Genomic DNA, 14,594 nt, shown 5'->3' with positions numbered 1-14,594 from the left:
GACCGCACAGATCGGATCCGCATGTTCGCCCTTTCGCCGCGCGCGGATTCCTGCTATCGATAGATTTGGTAGCCGAGTTTCCTGGCTCGCCGAGCGTTAGTCGGCCCTCGTCCGCATCGGACGCCTCCCCACGCACCATTCGTCGCCTTTGCCCTCGATCGGGTCCCACCCCGCGACGATTCCGCCTCCCCGGCACACCGGAGCCTTCCCCATGGAGCAGATGAGACTTGAGGACCTCAAGGCCAAGAGCCCGACAGAGCTCTTGAGCTTCGCTGAGGAGGTCAACGTCGAGAACGCGAGCACCCTGCGCAAGCAGGAGCTGATGTTCGCCATTCTGAAGCAGCTTGCCGCCCGCGATATCGAGATCACCGGCGTCGGCGTCGTCGAGGTCCTGCTCGACGGCTTCGGCTTCCTGCGCTCGCCCGATGCGAACTACCTGCCAGGGCCGGACGACATTTATGTCAGCCCGAGTCAGATCCGTCGTTTCGGCTTGCGCACGGGCGATACTGTCGAGGGACAGATCCGCAGCCCCAAGGAGGGCGAGCGCTATTTTGCTCTCCTCAAGGTCAACACCATAAACTTCGACGACCCGGAAGCTGTTCGACACAAGATCCACTTCGACAACCTGACGCCGCTCTATCCGGACGAATGGATGCCGATGGAATTGCCGGATCCGACCGTCAAGGACCTCTCGGGCCGCGTCATCGACATCGTCGCGCCGCTCGGTAAGGGCCAGCGCGCGCTCATCGTCGCGCCGCCGCGTACCGGCAAGACCGTGCTGCTCCAGAACATCGCGCACGCCATCACCACCAACCATCCCGAGGTCTACCTCATCGTGCTGCTCATCGACGAGCGACCGGAGGAGGTGACGGACATGCAGCGATCGGTGAAAGGGGAAGTTGTATCCTCAACCTTCGATGAGCCTCCGACACGCCACGTGCAGGTCTCCGAGATGGTCATCGAGAAGGCCAAGCGCCTGGTAGAACACAAGCGCGACGTCGTGATCCTCCTCGATTCGATCACCCGCCTCGGTCGTGCCTACAACACGGTCGTTCCCTCCTCCGGCAAGGTGTTGACGGGCGGTGTCGATTCCAATGCCTTGCAGCGGCCCAAGCGGTTCTTCGGCGCCGCCCGCAACATCGAGGAAGGCGGCTCGCTGACCATCATCGCAACGGCCCTCATCGACACCGGATCGCGCATGGACGAGGTGATCTTCGAGGAGTTCAAGGGCACCGGCAACAGCGAGATCATTCTCGACCGCAAGGTTGCCGACAAGCGCGTCTTCCCGGCGATCGACATCGCGCGCTCCGGCACCCGCAAGGAGGAGTTGCTGGTTCCGCCGGTCAACCTCAAGAAGACCTTCGTGTTGCGCCGCATCCTGAACCCCATGGGCTTGATGGAGGCGATCGAGTTCCTTCTCGACAAGCTGCGCCAGCGCAAGAACAACGACGACTTCTTCGACAGCATGAACACCTGAGGGTGCTCGCAGTGAGCAACCGCACGATGCCGACGGATGCAAGACGTTGGACGACGCTGTTCGAGGTCTCGGGTTCGCTTCTGGCGATGGCCTATGCACTCTTGATCGCATCGAACACGGGCAACGAGGTGCTCGGCTTCGCCTTGTTGCTGGTGTCGTCCTGCCTCTTTGCCGCGTGGGCGGTCATCGATCATCGCTGGTCGTTCCTGTTGCTCCAGGGGTTCTACGTTGCCTCCGCCGTGATCGGCCTCGTGCGCTGGAGCTGAGGAGCCATTCGGACCGCTTGATCCGTGCGAACGGGTCAGGCGGACCGCCCAACTCAGCCGCGACGTAGCCTCGAAAGCAGTTCCGAGAGTGCTTGCGGGCTCGTCGTGGCCGGCGCGCAGGTCGGACCGACACAGACGAGCGCAATCGCGCTACTCGTCTCCGATTGCCGTCCCGCCTCGCCGATTGCCGTCCCTCGAGCCAGTGATTGCACATCCGGTGCCCTTTGGACGACCGCCCCCGGGAACGAGCCCTCGACCGCTGCTCGCAGGAGGCGGTCGGCGCCCTCCCCCTGCCCGACGACCACGATGTGGGCCGGTTGTTCCAGTTCGACGAGCGCCGCGAGCAACCCCGTGTGCGCGCTTACGTTGACCCAGAGTTCCCCGACGAAGGCCTCGGCGACGGACCGCGCGCGCTCGAGGTAGGTCGGCTCGCCGGTCATCGAGAAAAGCCGAACGAGTGCTCCGACCATGATGGCGTTCGCGTTCGGTGTCGCATCGTCGCGGGCGCTGCGCATCCGCACGATGAGATCCGCGGCCTCCCGATCCGATTGGGCATAGCCACCGGCCTCGTGCTTGAAGCGATCTTCGAGCACATCGACCCAAGCACGCGCATGCGCCAACGGCTCGGCCGCGCCGGTCACCTCGTGGAGCGCGATCGCCGCTTCGATCATAGCTGCATAGTCGCTTGCAACACCCGACGTCGTGCAGCGCCCTTCGCGCCAGGAATGCCCGAGCAGGGGGCCATCGACATTGCCGAGCTCGCGGCGAATGAATGCGAAGGCCGCCTCCGCCGCTTGGACCCAGGTTGGCTCCTCGAACGCGCGGCCGGCCCTTGCGAGGGCGGCGATCGCATATCCGTTCCAATCGGCCAGAACCTTGTCGTCGAAACCGGGCGCAACGCGCTCGCGGCGCCGGGCGAGCAGGCGGGCCCGGAGTGCGGCGAGGTGCTGTTCATCGGCTGCATCGCCGAGTTCGGGTTGCATGAGCCGGTTGAGAATGTTCGATCCCTCGAAGTTGCCACCGGCGGTGACGTCGTAAGCCTCACAGAAGAGAGTGCCGTCGTCGGCCCCGAGGATTTCCATGATCTCGGCTCGCTGCCAGACGTAGTATTTGCCCTCTTCGCCCTCGGAATCCGCATCGTAGGACGAGGCGAAGGCTCCGCCAGGAAGGCGCATGTCCTCGAGCAACCAGCCGACGGTTTCGCGCACGCGCACCTCGAGCAGCGGGTCCTTCGTTTCGCGCCAGACCTCGGTCATCAGGCTGACCAGCAGCGCGTTGTCGTAGAGCATCTTCTCGAAATGGGGGACCAGCCAGCGCTCGTCGACGCTGTAGCGTGCAAAGCCGCCCGCGAGGTGGTCGTAGATTCCGCCCTGGCATATGTGGGTCAGGGTCGTGAGCACCGCTTGCCGGGCTGTCGCATCCCCGAGCCTCATGGCCCCGGTCCACAGAAGCCAGAAAAAGCTGAATTGCGGGAACTTCGGGGCGCCCTGAATGCCGCCGTGGATGGGATCGACGACGCTGGCGAGCTTGCCCACGACGTCCGCCACCAGCCGCAGGTCCGGCAGTTCCCTTGCGCCAGCTGTCTCGCGGCCCTGCGCGACTTGTTCGAGGTGGCCGAGGATGGCTGTCGCATTGCTTGCGACCTTGTCGGGCACGTCATGGAAAATCCGGGCGATCTCGCGCAGCACCCTCGGAAAGCCCGGTCGGCCATAGCGATCGGTGGGTGGAAAGTAGGTCCCGCCCCAGAAGGGCTTGGCGTCGGGCGTCAGGAACATCGTGAGCGGCCACCCGCCGTGCTCGCCGAGCGCGTGGAGCGCGGACATGTAGATATGGTCGATGTCGGGGCGCTCCTCCCTGTCCACCTTGATGTTGATGAAGTGCTCGTTCATCAGGGCCGCGATGTCCTCGCTTTCGAAGCTCTCGTGCGCCATGACATGGCACCAGTGGCAGGCGGCATAGCCGATGGAGAGCAGGATGGGCTTGCCCTCGCGCTTGGCGGTTTCGAGCGCGTCGGGAACCCAGGGCCACCAGTGAACCGGGTTGTCCTTGTGCTGGAGCAGGTAGGGACTGGTTGATTGGTCGAGACGGTTGCGGGTCATGTGTGGCTCCTCTCGGAACGGTCGGAGTCGACCGGCACCGGTTTTGGGGCGAGGGCGGCACCGCAAGTCGGCAGCGCCACGATCGGGCGCAAGCCATGAACGGGAGTTGTAGCGGTCGCGATGAGTGGCACGACGATTTATGCCCTGTCCAGCGCGCAGGGCAGAGCCGGGGTAGCGATCCTGCGCCTCTCGGGCCCCCAGGCATTCGATGTGGCCGAGCGAATGACCCGTCGAATGATTCCGGTTCGTTCTCCCATTTTGACGACACTACGAGATCCCGAAAGCGGCATTGCCCTGGACAAGGCCCTGATACTCGGCTTCACCGGGCCGGCGAGCTTCACCGGCGAAGACGTGATCGAGTTGCACGTCCATGGCAGCCGAGCCGTGATCGCGGCGGTTCTGGAGGTGTTGGGCCGCGACCCCGGACTGCGCTTGGCGGAACCTGGTGAGTTCGCCCGCCGGGCCTTCGAGAACGGCAAGCTGGATTTGACTGCCATCGAGGCGCTTGCCGCGTTGATCGATGCCGAGACCGAATTGCAGCGGCGACAAGCGCTCGCCCACCTCGAGGGCCACATGCGGTTGACCCTCGAAGGCTGGCGCGAGCGGCTCTTGGATGCCCTGGCCCTGGTCGAGGCCGGGCTCGACTTTTCCGACGAGGCCGACGTCGGGGCGAGCGCCTGGCTCGGGGACGCGCGGGCGATCGCCGCTGGCCTGGTCGATGCCATGGCAGCCAACTTGGCGGATGGGCGTCGGGGCGAGTTGGTTGGAGACGGCCTGCGGATCGTCATTGCCGGCCCGGTCAATGCCGGCAAGTCGTCCCTGCTCAACGCACTCGCCGCTCGGGATGTGGCAATCGTTTCACCGGAACCGGGGACCACGCGCGACATCGTCGAGGTGCGACTCGATCTTGCGGGCATGGCCGTGCGGGTGAGCGACACGGCTGGCCTTCGCGACGGCGCGGGCGCGATCGAGATCGAGGGCATCCGCAGGGCTCGCAAGGCCATGGCCGATGCCGAGATCGTCGTGTTCCTGCAACCGGCCGATTCCCAGCATGCTGCCAGCTGGGCCGATGCGACGCACACGGGCCCGAGGCACGGCCAAGCTCATGTCCTGCGGGTGATCAGCAAATCGGACATCGGTAGGCCCGCCGCTCGACCGCCGGGCGACTATGATCTGGCGATCTCGACCGTGACGGGCGCCGGGATCACCGACCTCGTGGCCCGACTGACCGAGCTCTGCCGCGAGCGGTTGGCGGCCGGCGACGCAGCGCCGGCCTTGATCGCCAACGCCCGCCACCGCCGAGAACTCGAGGCCGCTGTGGCGAGCCTGCGCGACTTCGAAGCCGAGGCCAGCCGGCAACCTGGCGAAGTGCGACCCGAGCTGGCGGCCGAGGAGCTGAGATCTGCTGTTGCCGCCATTGACCGCCTTGTGGGCAAGTCCGATGTCGAGCGGGTGCTAGATCGCATCTTCGCGGGCTTCTGCATCGGCAAGTGACTCGACGGACTCGATGTTTCACGTGAAACATCTCCGGCCGGTGCCTGGGAGGCCGTTGTGGATGGATTCCTGATGTTGGGGATGCTTCGATCTGGTGATTCCTGAATCGATTCAACGGGATTCCTGGTGCTGGAGGATGCGAAGGCGGGATTCCGCGGGTCTCCAACGCCTCCTGCGGCCCCGATTTCGGGGTCTTGGTCGCCGGTGAGCGGTGCTGGTTAGGCCGGCTCGGCGGGCGGCCGTCCCGAGACGGCCCCTGTCGCCCGGAGGCGGACCTGTTTGGCATGCGGCGGTTGCCTCGCCGCTGGGCCCCGCCTATCTCATTCCACGGCATGGTGCGCCGGGTCCCGATGGGTCGAGCCCTGTGGCGTACGACGATCCAAGAGCGAGGCAACCAGAGAGCATGAGCGCCATTGGCTTCGACGTCATCGTGATCGGGGGCGGTCATGCCGGGGTCGAGGCCGCGGCTGCGGCTGCCCGCATTGGCGCCGCGACCGCGCTCCTCACCCATCGTGCTTCGACGATCGGCGAGATGTCGTGCAACCCCGCGATCGGCGGCCTCGGCAAGGGGCACCTGGTTCGCGAAATCGATGCCCTCGACGGATTGATGGGCCGCGTAGCCGATAGCGCCGGAATTCAGTTCAGGGTCTTGAACCGCTCACGGGGACCGGCCGTCCAGGGGCCGCGCACCCAGGCGGATCGTGCACTCTACCGAAGCGCGATGCAGGCTGCGGTTTCGGCCACCCCAAATCTCGAGGTGCTGGAGGGCGAGGCGGTCGATCTCATTGTCGCCGGCGACCGGATCGCGGGCGTCCGCCTCGCGGATGGGCGGCATGTCGGTTGCCGCGCTGTCGTCATCACCACGGGAACGTTCCTCAACGGTGTCATCCTCATCGGTGACCAGCGCGTGCCGGCTGGTCGTGTCGACGAGGTCCCGTCTCGGGCACTCGCGGCGCGCCTGGCAGGCCTCGGTCTCGCCATGGGCCGACTGAAGACCGGAACGCCGCCACGCCTCGATGGCCGCACCATCGCCTGGCATCGCCTCGAGCGACAGCTCGCCGACGATCCGCCCGAGCCGTTCTCGTTCATGACCGATCGCATCACCACGCCGCAGATTGCTTGTGCGATCACCCACACCACCGCCGAGACCCACCGCATCATCGCCGACAACCTGTCGCGCTCGGCAATGTACGGTGGCCACGTCGTCGGTCGCGGTCCGCGCTATTGTCCGTCCGTCGAGGACAAGATCGTCCGCTTCGCCGATCGTGAAAGCCACCAGGTCTTCCTGGAGCCCGAGGGTTTGGACGACCCGACCGTCTACCCAAACGGCATATCGACGTCTCTACCCGAGGACGTGCAGAAAGCCTTCGTTTCGACGATCCCAGGTCTCGAGCAGGCCCGCATCGTGCGGCCCGGCTACGCCATCGAGTACGATTACGTGGACCCGCGCGAACTTTCGCCGACGCTGGCGCTGCGGCGACTGGAGGGGCTCTACCTCGCGGGCCAGATCAACGGCACGACGGGTTACGAGGAGGCGGCTGCCCAGGGCTTGGTGGCCGGTGCCAACGCGGCGCTCACGGCGTCGGGCGGATCGGCCCGCCTGCTGCTATCGCGAGCCGACGCCTACATTGGTGTGCTGGTGGACGATCTCGTCGGCCGGGGCGTGACCGAGCCATATCGGATGTTCACGTCGCGGGCCGAATACCGGCTGCACTTGCGCGCCGACAATGCCGACAGTCGCCTCACACCGCTCGGAATCGAACTCGGTTTGGTCCAGGAGGATCGTGCGGTGCGATTCCGCGAGCGCCAGATGCGGCGCGAGGAGCTGACGCGCGATCTCCAGGGCCTCTCGCTGACGCCGAACGAGGCCGCCTACCACGGGCTGCACCTCAATCACGATGGGCGGCGGCGCGGCGCCCTCGACCTGCTCGCCATGCCTGGGATCGGGTGGCGCGACCTGGTGCGCCTCTGGCCGCACCTCGCGGCCTATCCGGATACGGTTGGCGAGCGTGTCGCGAACGATGCGCGTTATGCGGTTTACCTCGACCGCCAGAGCGCGGATGTCGCGGCCTACCGCCGCGACGCCGCGGTGGTGATCCCAGAGGACTTCGATTATGCCAGCGTTCCGGGGTTGTCGAACGAGGTGCGTGAGAAGTTGGCCCGCTGGCGCCCGGCGACGATCGCCCAGGCTATCGCCATCGACGGGATGACGCCGGCCGCCATTCTCCTGGTGCTGGCCCGCCTGCGCCGTTCCAGCGCCAGAGCGGGCGCCGCGTAGCCCCCGTCGAGGCATTCCAACAGAGGTTCTTGGCGAGGTCACGACGATGGCGGACGACGGCGTTTGGGATCGAGCCCGCTTCGCACGGCGTTTTCCTGTTTCACGTGAAACACTTGAGCGCCTCGAAATCCACCATGCCCTGCTTCAGCGCTGGCAGCCGGTGAAGAACCTCGTGGCTCCTCAGACCCTCGCTGACGCCTGGCGCCGCCATTTCGCCGACAGCGCTCAACTGGCCCCGTTCGTTGCCGGCGCACGCACCATTGTCGATATCGGAAGTGGAGCCGGGTTTCCGGGTCTCGTCCTTGCTATACTTCTCGGTGATGATTCGCTCTCGCGTGTTCATCTCGTCGAGAGCAATGCGCGAAAGTGCGCGTTTCTTCGGGACGTCGCGCGCCAGACGGGTGTGCAGGTCGATGTCCACGACACGCGCATCGAGGTGGCGGCGAAGGACCCGACGAGCGTCTTCGGTGCCGAGGTCGACGTCGTAACGGCCCGGGCAGTGGCACCGCTCGACGCGCTCTTGGCTTTGAGCCAGCCGTTGGTCGGCTCGCGTGGTCGCTCGGTGCTGTTGAAGGGGGCGACGCTCGATGCCGAGGTTGATGTGGCCCGCCGGCGTTGGTCTTTCGCAATGGGCCGAGCAGCGAGTGTGACGGATCCGGGCGGACGGATCGTCACCATCGAGGATCTCCATCCGCTGAAGGGAGAGCCGCAGTGACCGCGAACGAATCCATGATGGGCCACAAGGGGCTCCGCGTCATCGCCGTTGCCAATCAGAAGGGCGGCGTCGGCAAGACGACGACGGCGATCAACCTCGGGACCGCGCTCGCGGCGATCGGCGAACGCGTCATGGTCATCGACTGCGATCCGCAGGGCAATGCCAGCACGGGGCTCGGCATCCCGGATGCCGAGCGGACGATCACGACCTACGAAATCCTGATGCGCGAGGCCTCGCTCCAGCAGGCCGCGATGCGCACCGCCGTTCCGAACCTCTCCGTCGTCACCGCCAACCGGGACCTGGTCGGCTTGGAGAGTGAAATACTCTACGAGGAGAACCGCAACTACAGGCTGCGGGATTCGATCAATGCGCTGATCGCGACGCAGTCGAGCGCCCCCGTGGCGGAGCGCTTCAGCTACATCCTGATCGATTGTCCTCCGTCACTGAACGCGCTGACGCTCAACGCCCTGGTCGCGGCCCAGGCGGTCCTGGTTCCGGTGCAGTGCGAATTCTTTGCCCTCGAGGGGATTTCGCAGTTGCGCGACACCATCGACGGGGTGCGCGCCACGCTCAATCCGCGGCTCGAGATTCACGGTGTCGTCCTGACCATGCACGATGCCAGGACCAATCTCTCCGAAGAGGTCGCCCGCGAAGTGCGCAATTTCTTTGGCAGCAAGGTCTATGCAACCATGATCCCGCGCAACGTGCGCATTGCCGAGGCCCCGTCGCACGGCAAGCCGATCCTTCTCTACGACTACAAGTGCTCCGGCAGTCAGTCCTACATCGAACTTGCAACGGAGATCATCCAGCGCGAGCGCGAATACGCCGCCGCGTGACGGGCGGTCGGTCAAGGGGGGCGCCGCGCTGCTGGATCGGTGCCCGGATGGCGGTCTCGGTGTGAAGCGTTTCGAGCTTGGGGGAGATGAGGCGATGTCGGCAACGATACAGCGGACGGGTCGGTTGGGACGCGGATTGGCTTCCCTCATCGGCGAAGCAGCGAACGGCCCGGTGCGTCTGCCCCCGGAAGGCGAGCAGCGGTTGGTGCCGATCGCTCAGATCTCCCCGAGCCCGCTCAACCCCCGTCGCTCGTTTCCGGAGGCGGAGCTGGAGGAACTCGCCAATTCCATCCGCGAGAAGGGGCTCGTCCAGCCGCTGATCGTTCGCCCCTCCTCGCCCGGCGCGGCGACCTTCGAGATCGTTGCGGGTGAGCGCCGCTGGCGGGGTGCGCAGATCGCGGGAATTCATTCCGTTCCCGTCATCGTGCGCGAGTTGAACGATCAGGAGGTGCTCGAGCTCGCGATCATCGAGAACGTGCAACGCGCTGACCTCAATGCCCTCGAGGAAGCCCGGGGTTATGGGGAGTTGATCAGCCGCTACGGTTATACCCAGGAGGACCTTGCGCAGGTGATCGGCAAGAGCCGCAGTCACCTCGCCAATACCCTGCGCCTGTTGAAACTGCCGGACGAGGTGCAGTCCATGCTCCTCTCCAATGCCCTGAGCGCGGGTCACGCCCGCCAGCTCGTCGGTCGTGACGACGCACTGGAATTGGCCCTCCTCGTCGTCGAGCGCGAGCTGAGCGTGCGCGAGGTGGAAAAACTCGTGCAGGCGATGGACGACACGACGGAAAAGCCGCGCCGCCGCCGGCGCGACAAGGATGCCGACACGGTATCGGTGGAACAGGAGCTGGCGGATGCCCTCGGGCTCAAGGTGGAGATCAAGCCTGGGGGAGGGGAAACCGGTGTTCTCCTCATCCGCTACGGGAATTTCGATCAGCTCGACTACGTGCGTAAGCGCCTCATCCGGGTCGTGACGGACTGAGGTTGTCGGGCTCCGGCTGCCCTCACGTGCCTGCTTGCGACAGCCGCGCAAGCTCCACGAGCGCCATCGCGGCGAGGGCATCCTCGAGCGCCGGCGTACGCCTGCAATCCGCGATGACCCTCTGGACCACGTAGCAGCCGCGCTCCAATGATCGCCCACGCCAGCGTCTGAGCTGCCGAGACACGTCGGAATGGAGAGCGAAGTGGATCGGCGGCCGCGCCGAGCGGATCGCAACCTCCGGCGACTTACCTTCCTCGACCGCGATTGCGAGGTCTTGCAGCCGCAGCATGTGGCGCTGCAGCGCAAGGAGAATGGTCTGGGTCGCCTGCCCGGCGGCGATGGCACGGTCGAGTTCACGGATGGCGAGCGCCCCGTCACCGCTCGCCGCCGCCATGGTCACCCGGTCGACAGCCTGTGCGGCGCTGTCGCCCACCACCGCATCGATGTCCTCGATCGTGATCTCCGCCTGCCCGTCGGCATAGAGCGCGAGCTTCTCGATCTCGTTGCGCGAGAGGGCGCGGTCGGCACCGAGCAGGTCGACGAGATGGGTGCGCGCTTCGGCCGCGATGGTGAGGCCCGCCTCGCCGAGCACCTCGTCGACGAGCCGTGAGAGATCCGCGCCGGTGTCGCTATAGCAGGCGATGGCCGCCGCATTCGGCGCGGCCTCGAACTGCTTGCGCAGCTTGGCGTCCTTCTTGAGTGCCCCGGCCTCGATGACGACGCCGCCGGCGTCCTGTGCCGCCTCGATCAGAGCGTCGACCAATTCCGGCTTGAGATGGGCGCCGGCGCGCAGGCGCAGCACCACCGGACCCCCGAACATCGGGACCGTCCGCAATTCGACGATCGCTCGGTCCGGTTCCTCCGCGAGGTCCTGCTCCTGGAGCCGCAGGATCTCGCCTTGTGGGTTATGCAACTCGGCGAGCCGTTGCGCGGCCCGTTGCGCCAGTTCGCCGACGAGACCCTCGTCCTGACCATGCAAGAGCAGGGCCCGGGCGAGGCCTCCCGTGGCCTTGAGAGCACGTTCGAACTCGCCGACCTTGATGGACGTCATGGGATTGCTTCCGGTCATCCGGCCGCGGCTTGCGGCCCCGGCGGCCTGCCCTTAGACCGGGCGCGCGAGGAACGCGGCGATGCGCGTTCGGATGGACTGCGCCATATCGTCCGCCGCTCGATTCTCGGCGTCGCGGCGGGCGCGGATGTTGGCGAAGGTCGAGTTGAATTGCTCGTAGCTCGCACGCGTCGAGGCGATGTCCTTCAAGACGACCTGATTTGTCGAGAGATCGACGATCTGGAGGTTGGCATCGAGGCGGTAGACGAGCCCTCGAGCGTTGCCGTCGACTTCGACGAGAATGGACTGCAGCGACTCGCGGATGGCAATGTCGAGCCGGTAGCGCGGTTCGACGGCATAGCCGCCGCCGGTCGTGCGGAAGATCAGTTCGTTTCTGAGGCGCTGGCCGACGCGTCCGGGGATCGCGGCGATGTCGATGGTCGCCATCGCTTCACTGACCGGCACTCCCGTCGCGGTGACCGACGAATAGAGCGGCTGGAATCCGCTGCCGCCGCAACCGGCCAGTGTGAAACTGGCCGCGACCACGCAGGCAACGGCGAAAGCCCGGCGCCGGTTCGTCGCCATCGTCCTGGAGCTGGTCTCAGACAACGACATTCACGATCCTCTGGGGGACCACGATGATCTTCTTGATCTCGCGTCCGGCGACCGCCTTTGCGACCGAGTCGAGCGCAAGAGCCGCCCTTTGGACATCGTCGCGACTTGCGTCCTTGGCGATTCTCAGCTCTTCCCGTCGTTTACCATTGACCTGTACGGCAATGGTGATCTCATCGTCAACGAGCATGGCCGGATCGGCCACCGGCCAAGCCGTTTCCGCCAGCATGGTGTGGTTTCCGAGCCGCGCCCAGCACTCTTCAGCCAGGTGGGGCATCATTGGCCCGATCATCTGGACGATGAGGGTGATGGCTTCGCGCGCCTCCGCGTGGAACCGGGCGTCGGCGGTTCCGGCCTTTGCGAGCGCCGCCGAAAGCGCGTTGCTCGCCTCGTAGATTTGCGCCACCGCGACGTTGAACCGGAGCATTTCGATGTTGCGCCCGACCCCGTCGAGCGCTTTGTGAACCGTGCGCCGCAGCTCGAGCGCATCGCGGGCCGGCTCTTTGGCGCCGCCCGTCACGCCGGCCTCGAGCGCGAGCACCTCGTCCAACAGCCGCCAGATTCGCTGGATGAAGCGGCTCGCGCCCTGGACACCGGCCTCGGTCCAGATCACGTCGCGCTCGGGCGGGCTGTCGGAAAGCATGAACCAGCGTGCGCAGTCGGCCCCGAAGTGGCCGATGATCTCGTCCGGATCGACGAGGTTCTTCTTCGACTTCGACATCTTTTCGATGCTGCCGATGACGGCCGGCTTACCGGTCGCCTTTTCTATGGCTGTTCTGTCGGGGCCTTCGCCGCTGATTTCGACGTCGCTCGGCAACAGCCACTGTGGTGGCTCGAGGCCCGCGCGCCGATAGGTTTCGTGCACGACCATGCCCTGGGTGAAGAGCGCCGCGAACGGCTCGCGGAGCTCCTTGGGCGCGTGGCCAGTTTCACCCATCGCCCGAAAGAAGAAGCGCGAGTAGAGGAGGTGCAGGATCGCGTGCTCGATGCCGCCGATGTATTGGTCAACCGGCAACCAGTAGGCTGCGGCCTCATCGTCGACGGGCGTTTGCGCGTCGGGAGCCGTGAAGCGGGCATAATACCAGGACGAATCGACGAAGGTGTCCATCGTGTCGGTTTCGCGCCGGGCCGGCTTGCCGCAGCTCGGGCAATCGACATGCTTCCATGTCGGGTGCCGGTCGAGCGGGTTGCCGGGAGCCTCGAAGCTCGCGTCCTGCGGCAAGCGCACGGGCAGGTCCTTGGCTGGCACCGGCACCACGCCGCAGGACGCGCAGTGCACGACGGGAATGGGGCAGCCCCAGTAGCGCTGGCGCGAGATGCCCCAATCGCGCAGGCGGTAGTTGACCTTGCGCCTCGCGACGGGCTTGCGCGCGAGCTTCTGGTTTTCGAGGCGGCTCGCCACCTTGTCGAACGCGGTCGTCGTATCGAGGCCGTCGAGGAACTGCGAGTTGATCATCACGCCGTCATCGACATAGGCCTTGTCGCCGATGGCAAAGCTCTCGGCATCACCATCCTTCGGCATCACCACGGGCACCACCGGCAAACCGTAGCGGCGGGCGAACTCGAGGTCGCGCTGGTCACCGGAAGGGCAACCGAAGATGGCGCCGGTGCCGTAGTCCATAAGGATGAAGTTGGCGACGTAGACCGGCAGCTTCCACTTGGCATCGAAGGGATGGATCGCCCGGATGCCAGTGTCGAAGCCCTTCTTGTCGGCCTTTTCGAGTTCGGCGAGCGAGGTGCCGGCCTTGCGGCATTCGTCACAGAAGGCTGCGAGGTCCGGGTTGCTCTTAGAGGCCGCGAGCGCCAGCGGATGATCCGGCGCGATTGCCATGAAGGACGCACCGAACAGCGTGTCCGGCCGGGTGGTGTAGATTTCGAGTTCGCCATGGCCCTTGGGCGCGGTCGACTTGTCGAGCGCCCATCGCACCATGAGGCCCTGCGAGCGCCCGATCCAGTTGGCCTGCATCAACCGGACCTTTTCCGGCCAGGCGGTGAGCGTCTCGAGTGCGCTCAGCAACTCGTCGGAGTAGTCGGTGATCTTGAAGAACCACTGTGTCAGCTCGCGCTGCTCGACCTCGGCGCCGGACCGCCAGCCCTTGCCATCGATCACCTGCTCGTTGGCGAGCACCGTCTGGTCCACCGGGTCCCAGTTCACCTTCGAGGATTTCCGGTAGGCGAGCCCCTTGGCCAGCATGTCGAGGAAGATGCGCTGTTGGTGCCTGTAATACTCCGGCCCGCATGTCGCCACCTCGCGCGACCAGTCGATGGCGAGGCCCATGGCCTTCAGCTGCGCCTTCATCGCCTCGATGTTGGCGTAGGTCCACGTCGCCGGATGCGACTTGTTCTGCATCGCCGCGTTTTCGGCTGGCATGCCGAAGGCATCCCAGCCCATCGGATGCAGCACGTTGAAGCCCTTGGCTCGCTTGTAGCGCGCGAGCACGTCGCCCATCGTGTAGTTACGCACGTGCCCCATGTGGATGCGCCCGGAGGGGTAGGGGAACATCTCGAGGACATAGCATTTGGGCTTGCTGCGATCGGCGCTGGCCATGAAGACTTGGCGTTCGCTCCAAACAGCCTGCCAGTGCTTCTCGCGCTCGGGCGCATTGTAGCGTTCGCTGCTCATGATCGTGTGTCCGCGGTGCGTGAGGTCGTCGCGAGAATTGCTGGCGCTCGAATCTTCCCGTCGCCTGTCGATGGCCCCGCCGGCATGGCGTCGGCCCGACCGGCTGCTCGGCGCGCTGTGGGATGGCGTCGGGCGTTTGAAGCCCGAAACCCGATGACCGTCAA

General features: G+C 65.8%; 11 protein-coding genes. 7 read left to right on the top strand and 4 right to left on the bottom strand.

What is annotated here, in order from left to right; genetic code table 11:
- Window positions 1-211 precede the first annotated feature (211 nt).
- Together rho and GC150_13825 are read left to right on the top strand one after the other, a co-directional pair.
- A complete protein-coding gene (gene rho / locus GC150_13830; protein ID MBI1385980.1) occupies window positions 212-1,477 on the top strand; it encodes a transcription termination factor Rho in 1,266 nt (421 codons plus the stop codon).
- Window positions 1,478-1,503: 26 nt separating this feature from the next.
- On the top strand, window positions 1,504-1,743 hold the full coding sequence (locus GC150_13825) for a hypothetical protein (GenBank protein ID MBI1385979.1): 240 nt from the start codon (window positions 1,504-1,506) through the stop codon (window positions 1,741-1,743).
- A 53-nt stretch (window positions 1,744-1,796) separates the two neighbouring features.
- Here GC150_13825 and GC150_13820 read toward each other — a convergent pair whose 3' ends face one another.
- Window positions 1,797-3,842 (bottom strand): DUF255 domain-containing protein, encoded by a 2,046-nt coding sequence (locus GC150_13820; GenBank protein MBI1385978.1) that lies wholly within the window; start codon window positions 3,840-3,842, stop codon window positions 1,797-1,799.
- A 120-nt stretch (window positions 3,843-3,962) separates the two neighbouring features.
- Here GC150_13820 and mnmE point away from each other — a divergent pair, with 120 nt between their 5' ends.
- The 5 genes from mnmE (at window position 3,963) to GC150_13795 (ending at window position 10,147) form a co-directional block, all read left to right on the top strand.
- Window positions 3,963-5,336 carry a tRNA uridine-5-carboxymethylaminomethyl(34) synthesis GTPase MnmE gene (gene mnmE / locus GC150_13815; GenBank protein ID MBI1385977.1) on the top strand — a complete coding sequence of 458 codons (1,374 nt, stop codon included), beginning with the start codon at window positions 3,963-3,965 and terminating at the stop codon, window positions 5,334-5,336.
- A gap of 403 nt (window positions 5,337-5,739) precedes the next feature.
- Entirely contained in the window at window positions 5,740-7,614 is a 1,875-nt protein-coding gene (gene mnmG, locus GC150_13810; GenBank protein MBI1385976.1) for a tRNA uridine-5-carboxymethylaminomethyl(34) synthesis enzyme MnmG, read from the top strand.
- 46 nt (window positions 7,615-7,660) lie between these two features.
- Window positions 7,661-8,329, top strand: a complete 669-nt coding sequence (gene rsmG, locus GC150_13805; protein MBI1385975.1) for a 16S rRNA (guanine(527)-N(7))-methyltransferase RsmG — start codon at window positions 7,661-7,663, stop codon at window positions 8,327-8,329.
- 17 nt (window positions 8,330-8,346) lie between these two features.
- Window positions 8,347-9,165 carry an AAA family ATPase gene (locus tag GC150_13800; protein ID MBI1385974.1) on the top strand — a complete coding sequence of 273 codons (819 nt, stop codon included), beginning with the start codon at window positions 8,347-8,349 and terminating at the stop codon, window positions 9,163-9,165.
- Window positions 9,166-9,259: 94 nt separating this feature from the next.
- Entirely contained in the window at window positions 9,260-10,147 is an 888-nt protein-coding gene (locus GC150_13795; protein MBI1385973.1) for a ParB/RepB/Spo0J family partition protein, read from the top strand.
- A gap of 22 nt (window positions 10,148-10,169) precedes the next feature.
- Here the strand turns inward: GC150_13795 and holA are convergent, their stop codons facing one another.
- Genes holA through GC150_13780 form a run of 3 tightly spaced genes read right to left on the bottom strand, consistent with a single transcriptional unit; the run spans window position 10,170 to window position 14,430 of the window.
- A complete protein-coding gene (gene holA / locus GC150_13790) occupies window positions 10,170-11,216 on the bottom strand; it encodes a DNA polymerase III subunit delta (GenBank protein MBI1385972.1) in 1,047 nt (348 codons plus the stop codon).
- A gap of 33 nt (window positions 11,217-11,249) precedes the next feature.
- A complete protein-coding gene (locus GC150_13785; GenBank protein MBI1385971.1) occupies window positions 11,250-11,810 on the bottom strand; it encodes a hypothetical protein in 561 nt (186 codons plus the stop codon).
- Window positions 11,797-14,430: a leucine--tRNA ligase gene (locus tag GC150_13780; GenBank protein MBI1385970.1), complete on the bottom strand. Its 2,634-nt coding sequence runs from the start codon at window positions 14,428-14,430 to the stop codon at window positions 11,797-11,799. Before GC150_13780 ends, GC150_13785 begins: the two co-directional genes overlap by 14 nt.
- Window positions 14,431-14,594: the final 164 nt, after the last annotated feature.

The organism is Hyphomicrobiales bacterium, assembly GCA_016125495.1.
Lineage (GTDB): Bacteria > Pseudomonadota > Alphaproteobacteria > Rhizobiales > RI-29 > RI-29.
This window is presented reverse-complemented; position numbering and strand designations above follow the sequence as displayed.